The 21,303-nt window shown below is 55.9% G+C and carries 14 protein-coding genes and 1 pseudogene; 10 read left to right on the top strand and 5 right to left on the bottom strand.

From position 1 onward, the window contains the following. The first annotated feature begins 36 nt into the window (after window positions 1-36). On the top strand, window positions 37-1,182 hold the full coding sequence (locus tag SK62_RS04050; RefSeq protein ID WP_017382830.1) for a glycerate kinase: 1,146 nt from the start codon (window positions 37-39) through the stop codon (window positions 1,180-1,182). 50 nt (window positions 1,183-1,232) lie between these two features. On the opposite strand, the pseudogene barA reads toward SK62_RS04050, so the two are convergent. After that, window positions 1,233-3,990: pseudogene (barA, locus tag SK62_RS04055) on the bottom strand (two-component sensor histidine kinase BarA). A 57-nt stretch (window positions 3,991-4,047) separates the two neighbouring features. Here barA and rlmD point away from each other — a divergent pair. From rlmD to eno, 5 genes are all read left to right on the top strand, one after another. Further along, complete coding sequence (rlmD, locus tag SK62_RS04060; RefSeq protein WP_047719243.1) at window positions 4,048-5,346, top strand: 23S rRNA (uracil(1939)-C(5))-methyltransferase RlmD; 1,299 nt, start codon at window positions 4,048-4,050, stop codon at window positions 5,344-5,346. Window positions 5,347-5,397: 51 nt separating this feature from the next. After that, a complete protein-coding gene (gene relA, locus SK62_RS04065; RefSeq protein ID WP_048249297.1) occupies window positions 5,398-7,629 on the top strand; it encodes a GTP diphosphokinase in 2,232 nt (743 codons plus the stop codon). A 67-nt stretch (window positions 7,630-7,696) separates the two neighbouring features. Next, window positions 7,697-8,488 (top strand): nucleoside triphosphate pyrophosphohydrolase, encoded by a 792-nt coding sequence (mazG, locus tag SK62_RS04070; protein ID WP_017382826.1) that lies wholly within the window; start codon window positions 7,697-7,699, stop codon window positions 8,486-8,488. A gap of 223 nt (window positions 8,489-8,711) precedes the next feature. Continuing rightward, window positions 8,712-10,349 carry a glutamine hydrolyzing CTP synthase gene (gene pyrG, locus SK62_RS04075; protein ID WP_003862718.1) on the top strand — a complete coding sequence of 546 codons (1,638 nt, stop codon included), beginning with the start codon at window positions 8,712-8,714 and terminating at the stop codon, window positions 10,347-10,349. A gap of 82 nt (window positions 10,350-10,431) precedes the next feature. Continuing rightward, a complete protein-coding gene (eno, locus tag SK62_RS04080; protein ID WP_013098515.1) occupies window positions 10,432-11,730 on the top strand; it encodes a phosphopyruvate hydratase in 1,299 nt (432 codons plus the stop codon). Window positions 11,731-11,782: 52 nt separating this feature from the next. On the opposite strand, the gene SK62_RS04085 is transcribed toward eno, so the two are convergent. Then, window positions 11,783-12,607 (bottom strand): MurR/RpiR family transcriptional regulator, encoded by an 825-nt coding sequence (locus SK62_RS04085; RefSeq protein ID WP_015571725.1) that lies wholly within the window; start codon window positions 12,605-12,607, stop codon window positions 11,783-11,785. Between the two features lie 166 nt (window positions 12,608-12,773). Here SK62_RS04085 and SK62_RS04090 point away from each other — a divergent pair, with 166 nt between their 5' ends. Genes SK62_RS04090 through queE form a run of 3 tightly spaced genes read left to right on the top strand, consistent with a single transcriptional unit; the run spans window position 12,774 to window position 15,766 of the window. Then, window positions 12,774-14,333 (top strand): maltose/glucose-specific PTS transporter subunit IIC, encoded by a 1,560-nt coding sequence (locus SK62_RS04090; RefSeq protein WP_047719255.1) that lies wholly within the window; start codon window positions 12,774-12,776, stop codon window positions 14,331-14,333. After that, window positions 14,333-15,040, top strand: coding sequence for an N-acetylmannosamine-6-phosphate 2-epimerase (locus SK62_RS04095; RefSeq protein WP_047719244.1), 708 nt, complete (start codon window positions 14,333-14,335; stop codon window positions 15,038-15,040). The genes SK62_RS04090 and SK62_RS04095 overlap by 1 nt, the downstream gene beginning before the upstream one ends. 54 nt (window positions 15,041-15,094) lie before the next feature. Then, complete coding sequence (queE, locus tag SK62_RS04100; protein ID WP_006811780.1) at window positions 15,095-15,766, top strand: 7-carboxy-7-deazaguanine synthase QueE; 672 nt, start codon at window positions 15,095-15,097, stop codon at window positions 15,764-15,766. 17 nt (window positions 15,767-15,783) lie between these two features. On the opposite strand, the gene SK62_RS04105 is transcribed toward queE, so the two are convergent. Together SK62_RS04105 and SK62_RS04110 are read right to left on the bottom strand one after the other, a co-directional pair. Then, window positions 15,784-17,181 carry an MFS transporter gene (locus SK62_RS04105; protein ID WP_047719245.1) on the bottom strand — a complete coding sequence of 466 codons (1,398 nt, stop codon included), beginning with the start codon at window positions 17,179-17,181 and terminating at the stop codon, window positions 15,784-15,786. Window positions 17,182-17,208: 27 nt separating this feature from the next. Continuing rightward, window positions 17,209-18,378, bottom strand: coding sequence for a M20 aminoacylase family protein (locus tag SK62_RS04110; protein WP_047719246.1), 1,170 nt, complete (start codon window positions 18,376-18,378; stop codon window positions 17,209-17,211). Between the two features lie 171 nt (window positions 18,379-18,549). On the opposite strand from SK62_RS04110, the gene SK62_RS04115 reads away from it, so the two are divergent. After that, entirely contained in the window at window positions 18,550-20,904 is a 2,355-nt protein-coding gene (locus SK62_RS04115; protein ID WP_017692755.1) for a helix-turn-helix domain-containing protein, read from the top strand. Here SK62_RS04115 and queD read toward each other — a convergent pair. Beyond that, on the bottom strand, window positions 20,889-21,254 hold the full coding sequence (queD, locus tag SK62_RS04120; RefSeq protein ID WP_006811776.1) for a 6-carboxytetrahydropterin synthase QueD: 366 nt from the start codon (window positions 21,252-21,254) through the stop codon (window positions 20,889-20,891). The genes SK62_RS04115 and queD overlap by 16 nt on opposite strands. Window positions 21,255-21,303 lie beyond the last annotated feature (49 nt).

Consider the following 21,303-nt stretch of genomic DNA (forward strand, 5'->3'; position numbering starts at 1 on the left):
TATGCTTAACGTAACTAACATGCGTAAGGATGGCTTATGAAAATTGTTATCGCTCCGGACTCGTATAAGGAAAGCTTGAGCGCGCTGGAGGTGGCGACAGCGATAGAGGTCGGTTTTCGCGACATTTTCCCGTCAGCGGACTATGTCAAATTACCGGTTGCCGATGGTGGCGAAGGGACGGTGGAAGCGATGGTGGCAGCCACGCATGGGCGTCTTGTCCATGTTCCCGTTACCGGGCCTTTGGGTGAACGCGTGGAAGGGTTTTTCGGGTTATCCGGAGACGGGAAAAGCGCCTTTATCGAGATGGCGGCAGCGAGCGGTCTGGAGCTTGTTGCTCCGGCAAAGCGTAACCCGTTAATCACCACCTCCTGGGGAACCGGGGAACTGATCCGTCATGCGCTGGATGCGGGCGTTAAGCATATCATTATTGGCATTGGAGGCAGCGCGACCAATGACGGTGGCGCAGGCATGGTGCAGGCGCTGGGCGTAAAACTGCTGGATGCGAAAGCGCAGCCCGTAGGGCCGGGCGGCGGCGAACTGGCAAGCCTTGCACATATCGATCTTAGCGGGCTGGATAAGCGGCTGGCAGACTGTCGAATTGAAGTGGCCTGCGATGTGACCAACCCCCTGATCGGCGAAGCTGGCGCTTCTGCGGTATTTGGTCCGCAGAAAGGGGCGACGCCGGAGATGGTCAGGACGCTGGACAACGCGCTGGCGCATTACGCAAAAATTATCGCCCGGGATCTGGATATTGACGTCTTAAACCTGGCGGGCGGCGGTGCGGCTGGCGGAATGGGGGCGGCGCTGTATGCATTTTGCGGCGCACAGCTCCGTCAGGGGATTGAGATTGTCACCGATGCCCTGCATCTTGATGAACAGGTCGCGGACGCCGATCTGGTGATCACGGGTGAAGGGCGTATCGACAGCCAGACGATCCACGGCAAAGTGCCCGTTGGCGTGGCGAGAGTCGCGAAACGCTATAACAAGCCGGTTATCGGCATTGCCGGCAGCCTGACGGCGGATGTTGGCGTGGTGCATGAGCATGGACTGGATGCCGTATTCAGCGTGATCTACACCATCTGCTCGCTGGAGGATGCGCTGGAAAATGCGCAACAGAATGTACAGATGGCCGCAAGGAATATTGCGGCGGTGATAAAGATGGGGCAGGGGATGTCGCGTTAACGTTCGTGCTCCTGTAGGCCCGGTAAGCGAAGCGCCACCGGGCTTTGGTCTTAGCTCCCCAACACCTTCATTGCTTCCCGCGTCACGTTGTCCATCTCGTCCAGCAGCTCCAGGAACTCCGGTTCGAGATCGGATTCTGGCGTACCCGCGCGGAGCTGCTGTTCAAGCAACTGGCAGAGATTTTTCAACCGCGGTACGCCGCTGTAGCCGCAGCTGCCATGCAGTTTATGAATGGCTTCCAGCAGTCCTTCGGGGTTTTCACCCACCAGCTGTTCTTCAACCTTGTTACGGATCTCAGGCAGGAAGTCCACCAGCATTTGCAGCATATCGCGGGCCAGATCGGGTTTGCCCGCCGCCTGGCGCAGCGCCAGTTGCCAGTCAAACGTGGCATTCTGGTTAACGCTGATCTCCGGCGATTCAGCTGTAATGGTGTATGTCCCGCCAATGTGCCCCGGCTTGTAGCGCAGCAGCAGGCTGTGCAGCTTCTCTTCGTCGATCGGTTTCGCCAGATAATCGTTCATGCCCGCACCCAGCAGTTTCTCCTTTTGCCCCGCCATCGCGTGCGCCGTCACGGCAATCACCGGCGTCTGCTGCTGGTGCGGAAGCTGGCGAATCAACTCGCAGGCGCGGATGCCATCCATGCCCGGCATCTGAATATCCATCAGGATCAGGTCGAACTGCATCTGTTTGGCTTGTTCCACGGCTTCGGCGCCGCTGGTACACAGCTCAACATGCTGAACCTGATCCTCAAGCAGCACGCCAATCAGCTTCAGGTTCGCCGGGTTATCGTCCACGGCCATCACCGTCATCGGCAGCTTATGTTCGTCGTTTTCCAGCGGCAGGGACTGATGCGTCAGACGGCAATATTCGGTCAGCGCAGGTAACAGCCGTGTGGCGGTGAGGGGTTTCAGCAGACACGCCGCCGCTCCGTCGTTTTTCAGCTCTTCGGCGTTGATTTGGGCGTGGCACGGCAGCGCCAGCAGCAGGTAGTCCGTCATTGAGGCCGCCTTCGCCAGGCGTTCCTGCTGCATGGTCAGTTCTCCGGTAAACGTCACCGGAATCCCCAACAACAGGATATCGTAATGATCGTTAGCCAGCGCGGAGAAGGTCGGGCTGTAGATGACCTCCAGCGGCGTGCTGCTTAATACATCCAGCGTACACTGCGCCGCCGCGGCGTTCGGTTCCACATAGGCCAGACGCATCCCTTTCAGGCAGCCGGTGACCGGGCCGTCGGTCTGCACGTTCGGGTTAAGATCAAGGTTGATATGGAACCAGAAGGTTGAGCCCCGGTTAGGCTGGCTGTGGAAGGAGATATCGCCTCCCATCTCTTTCACCAGCTTTTGGGTGATCACCAGCCCCAGGCCCGTTCCGCCGTGACGACGGGAAATGCTCGCATCGGCCTGGCGGAAAGCCTGGAACAGACGCGTCTGATCGCGCTCCGGAATACCGATGCCGGTATCCCGGATCTGCACTTCAATCTGGACTTTGTTATTACTGAGCGCCCTTTTTTCGACCAGAATGTCGATGTTGCCGCTCTCGGTGAACTTAATCGCGTTGCCCACCAGATTGGTAATGACCTGTTGCAGGCGCAGCGGGTCGCCAATGACGTTATCCGGCACATCATTTTTAATATTGAGCGTCAGTTCCAGACCCTTATCATGCGATGAGTGGGCAAGAAGCGTGACCACGTCATCCAGCGTGCTGCGCAGCGGGAAGGGAATACTCTCCAGAATCAGCTTGCCCGCTTCCAGCTTCGAGAAGTCCAGTACGTCGTTAATAATGGTCAGCAGGTTGTTGGCTGAGCGTTCAATGGTATGCAGATGGTCACGCTGGGTCGGGTTCAGCTCGCTTTTGAGCGTCAGACGGGTGAAGCCAATCACCCCGTTCAGCGGCGTACGCAGCTCGTGCGACATGTTCGCCAGGAACTCAGACTTAATACGTGCCGCCTCCTGCGCACGTTTTTTCGCCAGATCCAGCTCCACGTTTTGGATCTCCATCTGCTCCAGCGTTTCGCGCAGGTCAGAGGTGGCCTGGTCAACGTTGTGCTGCATCTCTTCGTGATAAGCCGCCAGCGACATCGCCATTGAGTTGATGCCATTTTTCAGCATATCCAGCTCGCCGAGCATAAAGCCTTCCACGCGGCTGTCGAGCTGACCCCGGCGGATCCGGTCAACGGTATTCACCATGTTGCGGATAGGCCCCGTGACGTCGCGCATCAGTCGCCAGCCGAAGATCAGCGCGATGCCGATGCAGAACAGCATCATCACGCCGGAGATGAAAATTTCTTTGTACTGCTGGAGCCGCACCGACTTGAGATCCAGCTCCAGCGCCACATATCCCAGCATATTATTGCTGGACTTCGCATCGGACTGGGCGGATTCGTCGGGTGAATAACTTTCGGAGATAATCGGCGTGCGCAGGATCATGATATCGCCGCGCCGCAACACCGTAAGATGACGCGGGAAGGGGGTACCATCCGGGATTTTCAGCGACGTGGGATCCAGATGGAAATTCGAGGTGACGAACAGACGGTTATGCTCATCGTAAACGGAAATAGCGCGCACAATCTCTGAATGACGGCGGTGCAGCACGCTGATTAACTGACCAATGGATTCACGGTTTTGCAGGTTCATACCGTACTCGCTGGAGACGGCCAGCGGTTCGATAATGCTGGCCCCGGCATCTTCAAGCTGTCTCTGCAAATCGTTATAGCGATGCACCACAAAGAAAATGCTCAGCAGCAAACCGATGAGAGCGGTAGGAGCGAGGATCAAAATCATCATGCGCGCGCAGGCTGTAGTTGGTCATGGAGTTCCGTTATGGGACAATCAGGCTAATTATGTTTATTTGAGAACAATCTCGGCGATGGCGCAATTCTACTCTGCAAAACGACGCGTGACGACGCGTCAGATCATAACTGTTGAAGCCACGGACCTCGATCCTTTTGGACAGGGGGTGGCGCGTCACAAGGGTAAGACACTGTTTATCACAGGTTTGCTGCCAGGAGAACGCGCAGATATTACGCTGACGGAAGACAAACGTCAGTATGCGCGCGGTCAGGTCAAGCGCCGTCTTAATGATAGCCCGGAGCGTGTGACGCCTCGCTGCCCCCATTTTGGCGTCTGTGGTGGCTGCCAGCAACAGCATGCCAGCACAGAATTACAGCAAAAAAGTAAAAGCAGCGCGCTGGCTCGCCTGGTCGGACACGACGTGAATGACATCATTGCCGATCGGCCCTGGGGCTACCGTCGCCGCGCTCGCCTGAGCCTCAGCTACCAGCCCAAAACCGAGCGGCTGGAGATGGGTTTTCGCAAAGCCGGCTCCAGCGATATCGTCTCTGTCACGCAGTGCCCTGTTTTGGTGCCCCATCTTGAGGCGTTGCTTCCGGACGTGCACCACTGTCTTGCATCGCTGGATGGCGTGCGTTCGCTGGGCCATGTCGAACTGGTGCTGGCCAACAGTGGCCCGCTGATGGTGCTGCGCCACACCGCGCCGCTGTCAACGGCGGATCGTGAAAAACTGGAACGCTTTTCGCATTCTCATGAGCTTGCGCTTTTCCTCGCGCCGCAAAGCGAGATACTTGAGCAGGTCAGCGGAGAAGCGCCCTGGTATGCGTCAGACGGGCTACGCTTAACGTTCAGCCCGCGGGATTTTATCCAGGTTAACGACGGCGTGAACCAGCAGATGGTAGCGAACGCGCTGGCGTGGCTGGACGTACAGCCCACCGATCGGGTGCTCGATCTGTTCTGCGGTATGGGGAACTTTACCCTGCCGCTGGCCCGCAAAGCAGCAAGCGTGGTCGGGGTGGAAGGCGTTGAGGCGCTGGTGGTGAAAGGCCAGGAAAACGCCCAACAGAACGGCTTGCAAAATGTGACATTCTTTCATCAAAATCTTGAGGATGATGTTACTCAGCAACCGTGGGCTAAGCAGGGCTTTGATAAGATCCTGCTCGACCCGGCGCGCGCAGGTGCGCCGGGCGTGATGCAGCATATAATTAAACTCGCGCCTGAACGCGTGGTCTATGTTTCCTGTAACCCGGCGACGCTTGCCCGTGACAGCGAAGCATTATTGAGCGGGGGTTACCAGATTCGACGTCTGGCAATGCTGGACATGTTCCCGCACACTGGTCATCTGGAATCGATGGTGTTGTTCGAGCACATCTAATGAGTTTGGCTTGTCGACTTCGACAGGCCCTTGTCCCTAAAGGAGAGGACGATGGTTGCGGTAAGAAGTGCACATTTAAATAAAGCTGGTGAGTTTGACCCTCAAAAATGGATCGCAAGTCTGGGGATTTCCAGCCAGCAGTCGTGTGAACGCTTAACCGAAACCTGGGCCTATTGTTTACGCACAACGCAGGGGCATCCGGACGCTGAACTGCTGTTGTGGCGCGGCGTGGAGATGGTTGAAATTCTCTCCATGCTGAACATGGACATCGAAACGCTACAGGCCGCACTGCTGTTCCCCCTGGCGGACGCCGACGTGGTGACGGAAGACGTCCTGCGTGAAAGCGTCGGCCAGTCGGTCGTGGCGCTTATCCACGGCGTGCGTGACATGGCAGCCATTCGTCAGCTTAAAGCCGCGCAAACGGACTCTGTCTCTTCCGAGCAGGTGGATAACGTCCGTCGCATGCTGCTGGCGATGGTAGATGATTTCCGCTGTGTGGTTATCAAGCTGGCCGAACGGGTTGCCCATCTGCGTGAAGTGAAGGATGCGCCGGAAGACGAGCGCGTCCTGGCCGCTAAAGAGTGTACGAATATCTATGCGCCGCTGGCGAACCGTCTCGGTATCGGGCAACTGAAGTGGGAGCTGGAAGATTACTGCTTCCGCTATCTGCATCCGGCGGAATACAAACGCATTGCAAAATTGCTGCACGAACGCCGCATTGACCGCGAGCACTATATCGAGGAATTTGTCAGCGGGCTGCGCCAGTCGATGAAAGAGGAGAATGTGCGCGCCGAGGTCTACGGGCGTCCAAAGCGCATCTACAGCATCTGGCGCAAAATGCAGAAGAAACATCTCGCCTTTGACGAGCTGTTTGACGTGCGCGCCGTACGTATCGTGGCGGAGCGTCTCCAGGACTGCTATGCCGCGCTGGGGATAGTGCATACTCACTTCCGCCATCTGCCGGATGAGTTTGATGACTACGTCGCCAACCCCAAACCAAACGGCTATCAGTCTATTCATACCGTGGTGCTCGGCCCTGGCGGCAAAACGGTGGAAATTCAGATCCGTACCAAACAGATGCACGAAGACGCCGAGCTGGGCGTGGCGGCGCACTGGAAATACAAAGAGGGTACCTCCGGCGGCGGTCGCTCCGGTCACGAGGACCGTATCGCCTGGCTGCGTAAGCTGATTGCGTGGCAGGAAGAGATGGCCGACTCCGGCGAAATGCTCGACGAAGTGCGCAGTCAGGTCTTCGACGATCGCGTCTACGTCTTTACCCCGAAAGGGGATGTTGTTGATTTGCCGGCAGGCTCCACGCCGCTCGATTTCGCCTACCACATCCACAGCGATGTGGGGCACCGTTGCATCGGGGCGAAGATCGGCGGACGTATCGTACCGTTTACCTACCAGCTCCAGATGGGCGATCAGATTGAAATCATCACCCAGAAGCAGCCAAACCCAAGCCGCGACTGGCTGAATCCGAACCTCGGTTACGTTACCACCAGCCGTGGGCGCTCTAAAATCCACGCCTGGTTCCGCAAGCAGGATCGTGACAAGAACATCCTTGCCGGTCGTCAGATCCTGGACGACGAGCTGGAACATATCGGGATAAGCCTGAAAGAGGCGGAGAAATTCCTGCTGCCGCGCTACAACTTCAACGAGCTCGACGAACTGTTAGCGGCGATTGGTGGCGGCGATATCCGCCTGAACCAGATGGTGAACTTCCTGCAAGCGCAGTTCAACAAGCCAAGCGCAGCGGAGCAGGATGCGGCAGCGCTGAAACAACTCCAGCAGAAAACCTACGCTCCGCAGCAGCGCAGCAAGGACAATGGCCGCGTGGTGGTTGAAGGAGTGGGTAACCTCATGCACCATATTGCCCGCTGCTGCCAGCCGATCCCGGGAGACGATATTGTCGGCTTTATCACCCAGGGGCGTGGGATCTCGATTCACCGCTCCGACTGCGATCAGCTTGCAGAGCTGCAATCGCATGCGCCGGAACGTATCGTGGAAGCCGTCTGGGGGGAGAGCTACTCGGCGGGTTACTCGCTGGTGGTGCGCGTCACTGCCAACGACCGCAGCGGCCTGCTGCGCGACATCACCACCATTCTCGCCAACGAGAAGGTCAACGTGCTGGGCGTTGCCAGCCGCAGCGATACCCGCGAGCAGCTTGCCACCATCGATATGACTATCGAAATCTATAACCTTCAGGTGCTGGGCCGCGTACTCGGCAAACTGAACCAGGTGCCGGATGTGATTGACGCGCGTCGTCTGCACGGCGGCTAAACATCCTCTTCTGTAGGCCGGGTAAGGCAACGCCGCCACCCGGCTCAGGCATTTAATGGAATCTGTTATGACTCAAATCGACCGCCTGCTTGGCATCATGAAACGCCTGCGCGATCCGGAAAACGGCTGCCCGTGGGATAAAGAGCAGACTTTCGCCACCATTGCGCCTTACACGCTGGAAGAGACCTACGAAGTGCTGGACGCGATTTCGCGCGAAGATTTCGACGACCTGCGCGGTGAGCTGGGCGACCTGCTGTTCCAGGTGGTGTTCTACGCGCAGATGGCGCAGGAAGAGGGGCGCTTTAACTTTGACGATATCTGCGCCGCTATCAGCGACAAGCTGGAGCGTCGTCATCCGCATATTTTTGGCGATGCCTCCGCAGGCAACAGTGCGGAAGTGCTGGCGCGCTGGGAGCAGATAAAAAGCGCCGAACGCGCTGAAAAATCCCAGCACTCGGCGCTGGACGACATTCCCCTGAACCTTCCCGCGCTGATGCGCGCGCACAAAATTCAAAAGCGCTGCTCGGCGGTAGGGTTTGACTGGAACTCTCTCGGCCCGGTGCTGGAAAAAGTGCACGAAGAGATCGACGAAGTAATGCATGAAGCGCAGCAGGCCGTTGTGGATGAAGCAAAGCTGGAAGAGGAGATGGGCGATCTGTTGTTTGCGACCGTCAACCTTTCGCGCCACCTCGGTGTAAAAGCGGAAACCGCCCTGCAAAAAGCGAACATTAAATTCGAACGACGCTTTCGCGAAGTTGAGCGGATTGTGGCCTCGCGCGGCCTGGAAATGAGCGGGATTGACCTCGACGCGATGGAAGAAGTCTGGCAGGAAGTAAAACGCCAGGAACATGATCTCTAACGAGATTTTGCGATCAAGCGCAATTTGTGTGATTTTTTAAATGACAAGCGCTTGATTTGCGTCAAAAACATTTACCCAAAAGGGGCTATTTTCTCACTCCTTATGTTTGTCATGGCCTGGAGTGGAGACGGAGAATGAAAGTTTGTGGCGCTCGTCGTGTTCGGGTATACTACTTTCCCGTCCTGGTTATTCCATCGTTTCACCCTAACTTCTCAGGTTCAGCATGACAACGAACTATATTTTTGTGACCGGCGGGGTCGTATCCTCTCTGGGTAAAGGCATTGCCGCAGCCTCCCTCGCAGCCATTCTTGAAGCCCGTGGCCTCAATGTGACCATGATGAAACTGGATCCGTACATCAACGTCGATCCTGGCACCATGAGCCCAACCCAACACGGGGAAGTGTTCGTTACTGAAGACGGCGCTGAAACCGATCTGGATCTTGGCCACTACGAGCGTTTCATCCGTACCAAAATGACCCGTCGTAACAACTTTACGACTGGCCGTATCTACTCTGACGTTCTGCGTAAAGAGCGCCGTGGTGACTACCTGGGCGCGACCGTGCAGGTCATCCCACACATCACTAACGCCATCAAAGAACGTGTCCTTGCCGGTGGCGAAGGGCATGACGTTGTGCTGGTTGAAATCGGCGGTACCGTAGGGGATATCGAATCCCTGCCGTTCCTCGAAGCGATTCGTCAGCTGGCGGTAGATATTGGTCGTGAGCACGCGCTGTTCATGCACCTGACGCTGGTGCCTTACATGGCAGCAGCAGGTGAAGTGAAAACCAAACCGACTCAGCACTCTGTTAAAGAGCTGCTCTCCATCGGTATTCAGCCTGACATCCTGGTTTGCCGTTCCGATCGCGCGATTCCGGCGAACGAACGCGCGAAAATTGCATTGTTCTGTAACGTGCCTGAAAAAGCCGTTATTTCAATGAAAGATGTCGATTCCATTTATAAAATCCCGGGCCTGTTGAAATCACAGGGTCTGGACGATTATATTTGTAAACGATTCAGCTTGAACTGTCCGGAAGCTAACCTGTCTGAATGGGAGCAGGTGATTTACGAAGAAGCCAATCCGGGCGGCGAAGTGACTATCGGTATGGTCGGCAAGTACATCGAACTGCCGGATGCCTATAAGTCAGTTATCGAAGCGCTGAAACACGGTGGTCTGAAGAATCGCGTCTCTGTGAACATCAAGCTGATTGATTCACAGGATGTGGAGACGCGCGGCGTTGAAATTCTTAAAGATCTGGATGCTATCCTCATCCCTGGCGGCTTCGGCTACCGTGGTGTTGAAGGCAAGATCGCCACTGCACGCTATGCGCGTGAAAACAATATTCCATACCTCGGTATCTGCCTGGGTATGCAGGTTGCGCTGATTGAATTTGCGCGCAACGTAGCGGGAATGGAAAACGCGAACTCTACGGAATTTGTGCCAGACTGTAAGTACCCTGTTGTGGCGCTGATTACGGAATGGCGCGACGAAGACGGTAACGTCGAAGTCCGTACCGAGAAGAGCGATCTGGGTGGCACCATGCGTCTTGGCGCACAGGCCTGCCAGCTGTCCGACGATAGCGTGGTACGCAAGCTGTACGGCGAGCCGGTCATCACCGAGCGCCATCGTCACCGCTATGAAGTCAACAACATGTTGTTGAAACAAATTGAAGCTGCGGGTCTGCGTGTTGCGGGCCGTTCCGGGGATGATCAGTTAGTCGAGATCATCGAAGTGCCTAACCATCCGTGGTTCGTGGCCTGCCAATTCCACCCGGAATTTACTTCAACGCCGCGTGACGGGCATCCGCTGTTTGCAGGCTTCGTGAAAGCCGCCAGCGAGTACCAGAAGCGTCAGGCGAAGTAAAAAAAGTTAGAACGGCAACGCGTACCTTTGGTACGCGTTGTTTGTCTGGAGTTTTAGTTTAACTTGTACTGAGGAAAATCTAATGTCCAAAATCGTTAAAGTCATCGGTCGTGAAATCATCGACTCCCGTGGTAACCCGACCGTTGAAGCTGAAGTTCATCTGGAAGGTGGTTTCGTCGGTATGGCAGCGGCTCCATCAGGTGCTTCTACAGGTTCCCGCGAAGCGCTGGAACTGCGTGATGGCGACAAATCCCGTTTCATGGGCAAAGGCGTACTGAAAGCGGTTGGCGCTGTTAACGGTCCTATTGCTCAGGCTATCATTGGCAAAGATGCTAAAGATCAGGCTGGCATCGACAAGATCATGATCGATCTGGACGGTACTGAAAACAAATCTAACTTCGGTGCGAACGCAATCCTGGCCGTTTCCCTGGCGAACGCCAAAGCGGCAGCGGCAGCTAAAGGCATGCCACTGTTCGAGCACATCGCTGAACTGAACGGCACCCCAGGCAAATACTCCATGCCTGTACCAATGATGAACATCATCAACGGTGGTGAGCACGCAGACAACAACGTTGATATTCAGGAATTCATGATTCAGCCAGTTGGCGCGAAAACCCTGAAAGAAGCGGTACGTATGGGTTCTGAAGTGTTCCACAACCTGGCTAAAGTTCTGAAAGCTAAAGGCATGAACACGGCTGTTGGTGACGAAGGCGGCTACGCGCCAAACCTGGGTTCTAACGCAGAAGCATTGGCTGTTATCGCTGAAGCAGTTAAAGCAGCAGGCTACGAGCTGGGCAAAGACATCACCCTGGCGATGGACTGCGCAGCATCTGAATTCTACAAAGACGGTAAATACGTTCTGGCCGGCGAAGGCAACAAAGCGTTCACCTCTGAAGAGTTCACCCACTTCCTGGAAGACCTGACCAAACAGTACCCAATCGTTTCTATCGAAGACGGTCTGGACGAGTCTGACTGGGATGGTTTCGCATACCAGACCAAAGTACTGGGCGACAAAATCCAGTTGGTTGGTGACGATCTGTTCGTAACCAACACCAAGATCCTGAAAGAAGGCATCGAGAAAGGCATCGTTAACTCCATCCTGATCAAATTCAACCAGATCGGTTCTCTGACCGAAACGCTGGCTGCGATCAAAATGGCGAAAGACGCTGGCTACACCGCGGTTATCTCTCACCGTTCTGGCGAAACTGAAGACGCTACCATCGCTGACCTGGCTGTTGGTACCGCTGCTGGCCAGATCAAAACCGGTTCTATGAGCCGTTCTGACCGTGTTGCTAAATACAACCAGCTGATTCGTATCGAAGAAGCGCTGGGCGAAAAAGCACCTTACAACGGTCGTAAAGAGATCAAAGGCCAGGCATAAGCCTGAACCTTCGTTCTTATGAAAAAACCCGCTTCGGCGGGTTTTTTGTTTTCTATAGCAGAAGCGGCAACGTGGCGCTTGCCGTTTGCTGGCTAACGTCACCGTAATGGCTGTCTACTGCAATAAGGGAAGTGGTTAGCAGTTCAACCAGTAGCATCACGCCAACCTTGGCGTTGAGCGCACCCGCGCTCAGCGGTCCCTCGGGTTTGGCTGCAACCAGCTGTAAATCGCTCAGGGAGGCCAGCGGGCTGCGAGGCGTATTGCTGAGCGCCAGTACCTTAACGCCCCTCTTGCGGGCGAGTTTCACCACGTGAAGCAGATCCCGTGTAGAGCCGGAACTTGAGATGGCCACCACCAGCGTCTCTTTCGAGAGTGTCGTCGCATTCATGGCGGCGCGATGCATATCGCTAAACAGCTGTGCAGGTTTGCCGAGTCGCAGCAGCTTGTAATGCAAATACTCCCCCAGAATTGCGCTGGCCGCCACCCCGTAAATTTGCACTGACTGCGCCTGATGCAGGGCCAGTGTCGCCTGTTCAAGCTGGGCCCGGTCGAGGAGTTTTGCGGTATCTTGCAGCGCCTGGACAGACTCATCCACCACGTTATCTATTGCATCTCCTGCCTGACGCTCCGGCAAACCCTGCTGAATATCCAGCGCAAGCGCCATTTTAAATTCGTTATATCCCTTACAGCCCAGCGTGCGGCAAAGGCGTGTGACGCTGGCCTCGCTGGTGCCGCTTTCACGCGCCAGCTCGGTGATCGTCAGGTAGAGCACCCTGGCAGGATCGTTGAGGACAAACTCCCCCAGTTTTTGTTGCGTTGGGCTGTACCCGGAAGCCTCCTGGCGTAGCTTCAGCAGCAGGTTTTCATGGTCCGACATGCTAGATCCTTAATGCGTTTCTCTGCCAACTAGTGTGGCGGAAAGCGGGGGAGAGATGCCAGTCATTTCGAAAAAGTATGATCGGTGTCCTGGTTTTTGGTGGTAATTTTCACAATTAAAAATATATATGGTAAAAATTTTCATCAATAACCAGGGGGATAAAAAAATGATGCAAATGTTCAGCGGAGCGTCTTCCGGCGGATGGTTTGAAAAAGCGCAGCGCTTCGGCAAATCCTTTATGTTACCCATCGCCATACTGCCCGCAGCAGGTCTGTTGCTGGGGATCGGCGGGGCGCTATCGAATCCAAATACGCTTACTGCGTATCCATTTTTAGACGTTGGCTGGCTACAGGCCATCTTTACCATCATGAGCAGCGCAGGCTCGATTGTATTTGCAAACCTGTCGGTACTGTTTGCTGTTGGGGTCGCCGTTGGGCTGGCGAAAAATGATAAAGGCACGGCAGGGCTGGCGGCGTTGCTCGCTTATCTGGTGATGAATGCCACTATCAATGCGCTGCTGATCCTGACCGGAAAACTGGCGCATGAGAACCCGGGCGCCGTAGGGCAGGGCATGACGCTGGGTATTCAGACGCTTGAAACGGGCGTGTTTGGTGGGGTAGTTATTGGGCTGGTGACCTGCGCACTGCATCATCGATTTAATAAAATCGCGCTTCCGCAATTCCTGGGCTTTTTTGGCGGCTCACGCTTCGTTCCCATTATCAGCTCACTGGCGGCGATACTCGTCGGCGCGCTGATGACCGTGGTCTGGCCGCATTTTCAGAAGCTGATCTTTGGCCTCGGCGGGCTGGTGGATGCCACCGGCTATCTGGGGACTTTGCTGTACGGCTTCATCCTGCGCATGCTTGGCCCGTTTGGTTTGCACCACATCTTCTATCTTCCGTTCTGGACCACCGCGCTTGGCGGCAGTGAAATTGTTAACGGTCACCTGGTTGAGGGCACGCAGCGGATCTTCTTCGCCCAGCTCGCCGACCCGAACACGCAGCATTTCTATGAGGGCACGTCGCGCTTCATGTCCGGGCGCTTTATTACCATGATGTTTGGTCTGCTCGGCGCCTGCCTTGCGATGTACCACACGGCCAGGCCGGAGAACAAAAAGCGGGTTGCCGGGCTGCTGCTCTCTGCGGCGTTAACCTCATTCCTGACGGGAATTACCGAGCCCATAGAGTTCTCATTCCTGTTTATTGCCCCGGTGCTGTACGTCATTCATGCGCTGTTTGACGGGCTGGCGTTCATGCTCGCGCACATGCTGCATATCACCATCGGACAAACCTTCTCGGGCGGTTTTATTGACTTCGTGCTGTTCGGCATTTTGCAGGGGGAGGCCAAAACCCACTGGATGTTCGTTCCGCTGGTCGGCGTGCCGTGGTTCTTCCTTTACTACTTCACCTTCCGCTACCTGATTAACCGCTTCGATTTTGCCACGCCGGGTCGGGAAAAGGAGGCGATGGCCAATGAAGTGACTTTTTCGCAGAGCGAGCGCGCCGTTGCGGTGAGCGCTGGATTAGGCGGAAAAGAGAATCTGGAAGAGGTGGACTGCTGCGCTACGCGTCTTCGCGTCACGGTGAAGGACGGCAGCAAAGTGAATGACGCGGCGCTGAAAGCCACCGGCGCGCGCGGCGTTATCGTGCGCGGCAACGGGGTTCAGGTCATTTATGGCCCGCACGTCACGATTATCAAAAACGAAGTGGAAGAGATCTTATCGTAATGAAAACTGTACTGGATAACCTGAAGGGAAAACTGGTCGTCTCCTGTCAGGCGCTGGAAAACGAACCGTTACATAGCCCGTTTATTATGTCGCGAATGGCGCTGGCGGCGGCCCAGGGCGGTGCCGCTGCGATCCGCGCCAATAGCGTGGTGGATATCGAGGCTATCAAAGGGCTGGTCTCACTGCCGGTAATCGGCATCATCAAACGAGACTATCCGGACAGCGAGGTGTTCATCACCGCAACGCTCAAAGAAGTGGATGAGTTGATGGCGGTCGGCCCGGAGATCGTTGCGCTGGATGCTACCGCCCGGAAACGGCCCGGTGGCGGATCGCTGGACATGCTGATCGCGCAGATCCGCACCCGTTACCCTTTGCTGCTGCTGATGGCGGATATTGCCACCGTGCAGGAGGCCGTGGCCGCGCAGGTGCTGGGGTTTGATTGCGTCGGAACCACCCTTTACGGTTATACGGCGGAGACTGCGGGCCATTCGCTACCGGAAAATGACTGTGCGTTTTTGAAAGAGGTGCTGTCTGCCGTCACGATCCCCGTGATTGCTGAAGGTAACGTGGATACGCCTGAACGCGCGGCCAGGTGTCTGGCGCTGGGGGGGCACACGGTTGTCGTCGGCGGGGCGATCACCCGACCGCAGCAAATTACGGAACGGTTTATGGCGGCAATTGGCGCGCAAAGCACCGATGGAGCATGATCATCTGACGGGGATCTGCGATACTTATCGTTTATCCCCTTAACAGAGTTGACTATGCAGTACCCGATTAACGAGATGTTCCAGACCCTGCAAGGCGAGGGTTACTTTACCGGCGTTCCCGCTATCTTTATTCGTTTACAGGGATGCCCGGTTGGCTGCGCCTGGTGTGATACCAAACATACGTGGGATAAGCTCGCAGATCGGGAAGTATCGCTGTTCAGCATTCTGGCGAAAACCAAAGAGAGCGATAAATGGGGCGCGGGCAGCGCAGAAGATCTGCTTGCCATTATTGGTCGTCAGGGCTGGACGGCGCGGCACGTGGTGATCACCGGCGGGGAACCCTGCATTCACGATCTGATGCCGCTCACCGAACTGCTCGAGAAGAACGGCTATAGCTGTCAGATCGAAACCAGCGGCACCCATGAAGTGCGCTGCTCCCATTCAACGTGGGTCACGGTTTCACCAAAAGTGAATATGCGCGGCGGGTATGACGTACTTTCGCAGGCGCTTGAGCGTGCTGATGAGATCAAACATCCGGTGGGGCGCGTGCGTGACATCGAAGCGCTGGATGAACTGCTGGCGACGCTGACGGACGAAAAGCAGCGCGTGATCGCGCTACAGCCTATCAGCCAGAAAGACGATGCGACCCGTCTGTGCATTGAAACCTGTATCGCCCGCAACTGGCGGCTGTCGATGCAGACGCACAAATATCTGAACATTGCCTGATACTTTTGTGGCCCCGCTTAACGCGGGGCTTTTGTTGTTGGCAGTAAAGCCCAGGTCACGACTGCCGACCCAAGGCAAATCGCACTGTTGAAAAGCAAGGCATACTGCGCGGCACTGGCCGTTCCCATCGGCAGCCATAGCGCGTACAGCGATGCGGTGACCGCGATACCCATTGCGCCGCCCAGGGAACTGCCCATCTTATAGATCCCAGAAGCCACCCCCACTTTGTTTTCAGGGGCATTCATTACCGCCGTGTCCGTTGAGGGCGTGGCGTAACATCCGAGCCCCAGCCCGAATAAAATATTGCTCAGAAAAACGGTAACAATGTAGACCTCTTTGCTTAAGAAGGTGCATGAAATCAGCGAAATACCTGTAGCGGTCAGCAGCGGGCCGGTCATCATCGGCAGCCTGGCGCCATAGCGCTGAAGCAGTTTTTCACCCACCCGGATCATCGCCAGTACGGTAACCAGATACCCCAGCGTCATCATGCCGGTCTGTAGCGGTGACAAATGATGGCCCTGCTGCAACCAGATGCTGGCGATCATCATGGTGCCAATGCAGCCGTTGAGCAGGAAATTTGAGAATACCGAGGCGCTATAGGCCCGGTTTTTAAACAGGGCGAAATCGATCAGCGCCGCATCGCCTTTCCGCCGCCCGGTAACGATAAAGCACATCAGTGCAATCACGGCTCCACACAGTACAAGAAGCGATAAACTGCTGCTCCAGCCCCAGCGGTGTCCTTTGCTGATAAACAGATTGAACAGCACCAGCATAAGGACAAAACTCACCAGGCCGCTGATATCCAGTTTGTGTCGACACGCATCAGGGCTGCGGCTTTCCGGCGTGGCGCGGATAAGCAATAGCGCGACCAGAGCCACCACCATCGACAGAATAAAAATCCAGCGCCAGCCCAGCGTGGTGGCGATGGCGCCTCCCACAAGCGAGCTCAGGCCACTCCCGCCCCATGAACCGATAACCCAGAAACTGATTGCGCGCTGGCGTGCTTTACCTTCATACCAGGTTTTAATCAGCGCCAGCGTGGCGGGCATAATGCAGGCCGCTGATAGCCCCTGTATCGCTCGTCCCAACAGAAACAGGACGGGCTCCCATGAAATGAACAGCAGACCACTCCCGATCATGCTCAGGATCAGGCCAATCATGGTCAGGCGCATGCGCCCAAACTTATCGGCAAACCCACCGCAGGCGACGACAAAACAGCCGCTGAACAACGCGCTAAGGCTGACGGCCAGCGTAAGGGTTTCGAGGGCAATATCGAGGCTATTCTGCATGGCCGGAACCACGTTGATAACCGACTGGGCAAACAGCCAGAATGTCAGAACGCTCATGACGATACCCGCCAGCAGCCGATCGTTACCGGCGTAGGCGGATGCGCCTGTCAGGGAAACGGTACTCATAGTGCAGCCCTCCCGGGAAGGTGCGAATCAGCGCAGATAGTGTTCGGCCAGTGCGGCCCACAGCGCCGCGCCGGTGAGGAGAATGTTGTCGTTAAAGTCGTAGCCCGGGTTATGTACCATGCAGCGGTCAGGCTCATCCCCGGCGCCAAGCGTGAAATAGCAGCCATTGGGATTTTTCTCGAGCATGAAAGCAAAGTCCTCGCTGCCCATAAACGCATTGACCTCCGCGACGGCATCCTGACCGAACAGATCGGTGGCGACGCTGCGCACCATCTCGTTGGCTTGCGGATTGTTTTTCAGCACCGGGCTGCCGTTAATGTGTCGAATGGTGGCCGTCGCATTGAAACTTTCCGCCTGTGCAACGGCGATATCATGGATACGCTGTAGCACGGTTTGCCGCACGCTTTCATCCAGCGTGCGCACGGTAAGTTTCATCAATACTTTGTCGTTGATAATGTTAGGGGCGTGCCCGGCCTGAATGCTGCCTACGGTAACGACAGCTGGCTGGAAGGGGGTAATGTTGCGCGAAACAATGGACTGCAACGCGATAGTGATATGACAGGCAACCAGGGTGGCGTCAACGGTATGTTCTGGCACCGCGCCGTGCCCCCCCACGCCGTTAACCTCAATATGAAGGGTGTCGGAAGAGGCCATCATGGCGCCATCGCGCAGACCAATTTTTCCGAGGGGCTGTGACGGCATATTGTGCAGACCAAAGATGTGGTCGCAGGGGAACAGGTCAAACAAACCGTCCTCTACCATAACGCGTCCGCCATACAGAAGTTCTTCCGCGGGCTGAAAAATAAGGTGCAGCGTGCCGTTAAAATTGCGGGTGCGTGCCAGGTACTCCGCTGCATACAGGAGCGTTGTGGTGTGGCCGTCATGACCGCAGCCGTGGAATTTACCCTCAACGGTACTGCTCCACGCCTTGCCGTTGTTTTCCTGCATTGGCAGCGCATCCATATCGGCGCGCAGGCCCAGGCGTTTATGCCCGTTACCCACCTTCAGTGTGCCAACCACACCGGTTTTCGCCAGGCCGCGATGAACCTCATATCCCCATTCCTGAAGCAGCGCTGCAACGCGATCGCTCGTGTTGTGCTCCTCAAAACCAATTTCAGGATGCTGATGAAAATAGCGACGTAATTCAGTGAACCGAGCTTCGTTGCCACGCAGAGCTTCGATAATTGGATGTGTCATTTTTGTTATCCTTTTTCTGCCAAACGATGATAATTTCGAGTCTATGACGATCGTCCCGCCTGAAAATGCATTTTTTTGTTGTAAAGCGACGGCTTTATTTTGATTGTTTTTCATACAATTCAGTTATGACAAAAAAGATCAGGTCATTTTTTGTCTTTGGTGAGGGGTAAGATGGCGCAACGGGGAGATGAGTTTTGGATAGAGATTCAGGACATTCGCCACTGCGTGGAGGATGAAGGCGATACGCTAACGTTGCTCTGGGTGCTGGAAGGGCGGGCAGAGCTGAACACCGATGTGGGACATGACATCCTGGAGGCCAATACCCTTGCTATCATCAACCGTCATCGGCGCTGGCAGTTCACGAGCGAAACGGCAAATGTCACCCTGCGCGTAACCCTTTCCGGGCGCTGGGTCGTCCAGCTCTGCAATGATTTTTTTGCCCATGATTATGCTGTACCGGCAGAAGCCGGAGGCGTCTGGCCCCAATGCGATGCGCTTCGCGATCTGCTGCGCCAGCTTCTTGTGGTCACCCTCATCAACGACCCGCACCGCTACCGGCTGGAGGCGTACCGCTGGCTGAGCGAGATATTGCTGTTGCTGACCAGCCGCTTTCAACAGCCCGCCCGTATGCTGTCCCGGGAACTTTCCTCAGCGCACAGCAAACGCATCGCCCGGGTGATAGAGCGGATCAATGCCAGTTATTCCCGCCGTATTACGCTTGCGGAAATCGCCGCGAGTGAATATGTCTCTGAAGCCTGGCTCTCTCGTCTCTTTCGCAAGGAGGTGGGGATCAGTTTCATGCAGTACATCACCCACCTGCGGCTGGAAAAGGCGGCCGACGCTCTCCGGCTGACGAACCGACCGCTGCATCAGATTGCGCTTGAGCAGGGTTTCGCCAGCACGCGTATGATGAGCGATCGGTTCAGGCGTGTTCACAATATGTCTCCGGGTGAGTTTCGTAAGGCCCGGCGCCAGCACCCGGAGGCGGCACGTATTCGGACGGACAGGCGTGAGCAGCGCTATCCTGTCGCCGTGGACAAGCTGTTTAGCCTGCTCAATGAACCGGTGGTGCGCGGTTGGGGAGCCTCGCCGCTCATCGTTCATCCGCAGCAGGAGCAGAGCCTGGATCTTGAGCAGCTCAATCCTCTTTCTGCCTCGCTGCGCCGTATGCGGGTGGTCATTACCCTGCGTGAGCTCGACGATTTGCTGCGTGAGGACGTGCGACAAAATCTGGAGGCGATAAATGAGGCCATTCCCATTGAGGGAATTGATATCGCCGAACCTTTTCTCAGCAGTCGTCTGTTTGCCACCGGGTGGGATGACCCCCAGATGGCGGGCTACGCCTGCTGGTACAATCTGCATCAGCTCTTCACCTGGCTGGCAAAAAAGCAGTGGACGGTGCTACTGCACACCGGCGTAACGACCCGTCGCGATCTTCTTACCCGTTTTTTACAACAGTCGGTTAATCATTTTTCGCCAGAGATCACCGCGGGCTGGCACTTCGTCATGCACTGGTCAACACAGGCAAGTGAGGAGACCCGGGAGCAGGTCTGGCTGGCCCAGCAAAAGGCAATACGAACTTATCTTCCGCAGGCAAAGTTTGGTTTATGGCACCGATTTGCCCCCGTCAGCGCGGGCGTAAGCGAGGATACCCTGTTCAGTTCAGCCATCCTGATGCAGGCCGATTTTCTTGCCTGTTCGGCCGATGCCAATGAGCTTCTCGATCCCGCGCAACTGGAGGCAACCCCTCTCTCCTCAACGGAAAATTATCCGATACTGAAGGTCCGCCAGATCCTCGCTGCCCTTCGCCTGCGAAAAAGTTCGCTTCCCGTCTGGCTTCTCTCCTGGAATACCCTCACCGGCAACACGCGGGCGACAAACGGCTGGTTTTTTCGTGGGGCGCTGCTGATGCAGAACCTGCTCGGGCTTTCGGAGCAGGTCTGGCTGGCGGGATTCTGGCTCAATTCGGGCCTTCAGGGAGAAGCTCGTGCGAACAACACCATCGATACCTCAAGCCTTGCGCTACAGTATAACCATGGTCTGCCGCGTCCGGTTTATTGGGTACTCTGGCTCTGGCAACGTCTGCGGGGCGAGGTGCTGGTCAATGATAAGCGTGTCCTGCTTACGCGCCATCGCAATGGTTATCAGCTGTTGCTGCGTAATGTGGTGGTTTTTAATCCGCTCCTTTCCAGTGAAGAAGCATTCATCCAGCGTTTTCGCCAGCAGTATCATTTACACCTGAAGGGAATGCGCGGTAAATGGCGAATTAAATGTCATCTGTTTGATCAGCACAACGGCGCGCTCTATCCGTTACTTGAAGGGGTTGGCAGCGAAAGCGGCCCTGATGAAGAGATGTGGCGCTGGATAGCGCATAAAGCGCGTCCAACGCTTTCCGTACGCGATGAACGCCTTTATGACGGCTGGCAACTGAGTGAATCACTGGAGAGTAATGCGCTGGTGCTCTACGAGTTTACGCCGCTCGTGCCTCGTGAGACCGCAACGGAGGAGATTCACTCCCCGCGGTAGACGCAGCCTGCCGTGCAGGTCTCTTTGATCATCACCGCGCTCAGCAGCGGGACCAGCGGTTTCATCTGATCCCAAATCCATTTCGCCAGCACTTCGCTGGTCGGGTTTTCAAGGCCCGGAATATCATTCAGATAGTAGTGATCGAGACGATCGTAGGTCGGCTTAAACGCAGCCTTCAGTTCGGCAAAGTCCATGATCCAGCCCGTATGGGGATCGACTTCACCGGTGATTTCAAGACGCACCATAAACGAGTGTCCATGCAGGCGGCCACATTTGTGCCCGGCAGGAACGTGTGGAAGGTGGTGTGCGGCTTCGAAGGTGAAATCTTTAAACAGTGTGGTGGACATCATAGCTCTCAGGAATGCGGAAAAAACCGCCGCATAGTACCGGAAAGCACAA

The organism is Enterobacter sp. BIDMC109, assembly GCF_001037885.1.
GTDB classification, from domain to species: Bacteria; Pseudomonadota; Gammaproteobacteria; order Enterobacterales; family Enterobacteriaceae; genus Enterobacter; species Enterobacter hormaechei_C.

What these genes read in the sequence shown, in the direction of transcription:
- SK62_RS04050 (WP_017382830.1), top strand. Translation starts at nt 37, where the DNA reads ATGAAAATTGTTATCGCTCCGGACTCGTATAAGGAAAGCTTGAGCGCG.
- SK62_RS04085 (WP_015571725.1), bottom strand. Translation starts at nt 12,607, where the DNA reads ATGTCGGACCATGAAAACCTGCTGCTGAAGCTACGCCAGGAGGCTTCC.
- SK62_RS04090 (WP_047719255.1), top strand. Translation starts at nt 12,774, where the DNA reads ATGATGCAAATGTTCAGCGGAGCGTCTTCCGGCGGATGGTTTGAAAAA.
- SK62_RS04105 (WP_047719245.1), bottom strand. Translation starts at nt 17,181, where the DNA reads ATGAGTACCGTTTCCCTGACAGGCGCATCCGCCTACGCCGGTAACGAT.
- rlmD (WP_047719243.1), top strand. Translation starts at nt 4,048, where the DNA reads ATGGCGCAATTCTACTCTGCAAAACGACGCGTGACGACGCGTCAGATC.
- SK62_RS04110 (WP_047719246.1), bottom strand. Translation starts at nt 18,378, where the DNA reads ATGACACATCCAATTATCGAAGCTCTGCGTGGCAACGAAGCTCGGTTC.
- pyrG (WP_003862718.1), top strand. Translation starts at nt 8,712, where the DNA reads ATGACAACGAACTATATTTTTGTGACCGGCGGGGTCGTATCCTCTCTG.
- queE (WP_006811780.1), top strand. Translation starts at nt 15,095, where the DNA reads ATGCAGTACCCGATTAACGAGATGTTCCAGACCCTGCAAGGCGAGGGT.
- relA (WP_048249297.1), top strand. Translation starts at nt 5,398, where the DNA reads ATGGTTGCGGTAAGAAGTGCACATTTAAATAAAGCTGGTGAGTTTGAC.
- queD (WP_006811776.1), bottom strand. Translation starts at nt 21,254, where the DNA reads ATGATGTCCACCACACTGTTTAAAGATTTCACCTTCGAAGCCGCACAC.
- SK62_RS04115 (WP_017692755.1), top strand. Translation starts at nt 18,550, where the DNA reads ATGGCGCAACGGGGAGATGAGTTTTGGATAGAGATTCAGGACATTCGC.
- SK62_RS04095 (WP_047719244.1), top strand. Translation starts at nt 14,333, where the DNA reads ATGAAAACTGTACTGGATAACCTGAAGGGAAAACTGGTCGTCTCCTGT.
- eno (WP_013098515.1), top strand. Translation starts at nt 10,432, where the DNA reads ATGTCCAAAATCGTTAAAGTCATCGGTCGTGAAATCATCGACTCCCGT.
- mazG (WP_017382826.1), top strand. Translation starts at nt 7,697, where the DNA reads ATGACTCAAATCGACCGCCTGCTTGGCATCATGAAACGCCTGCGCGAT.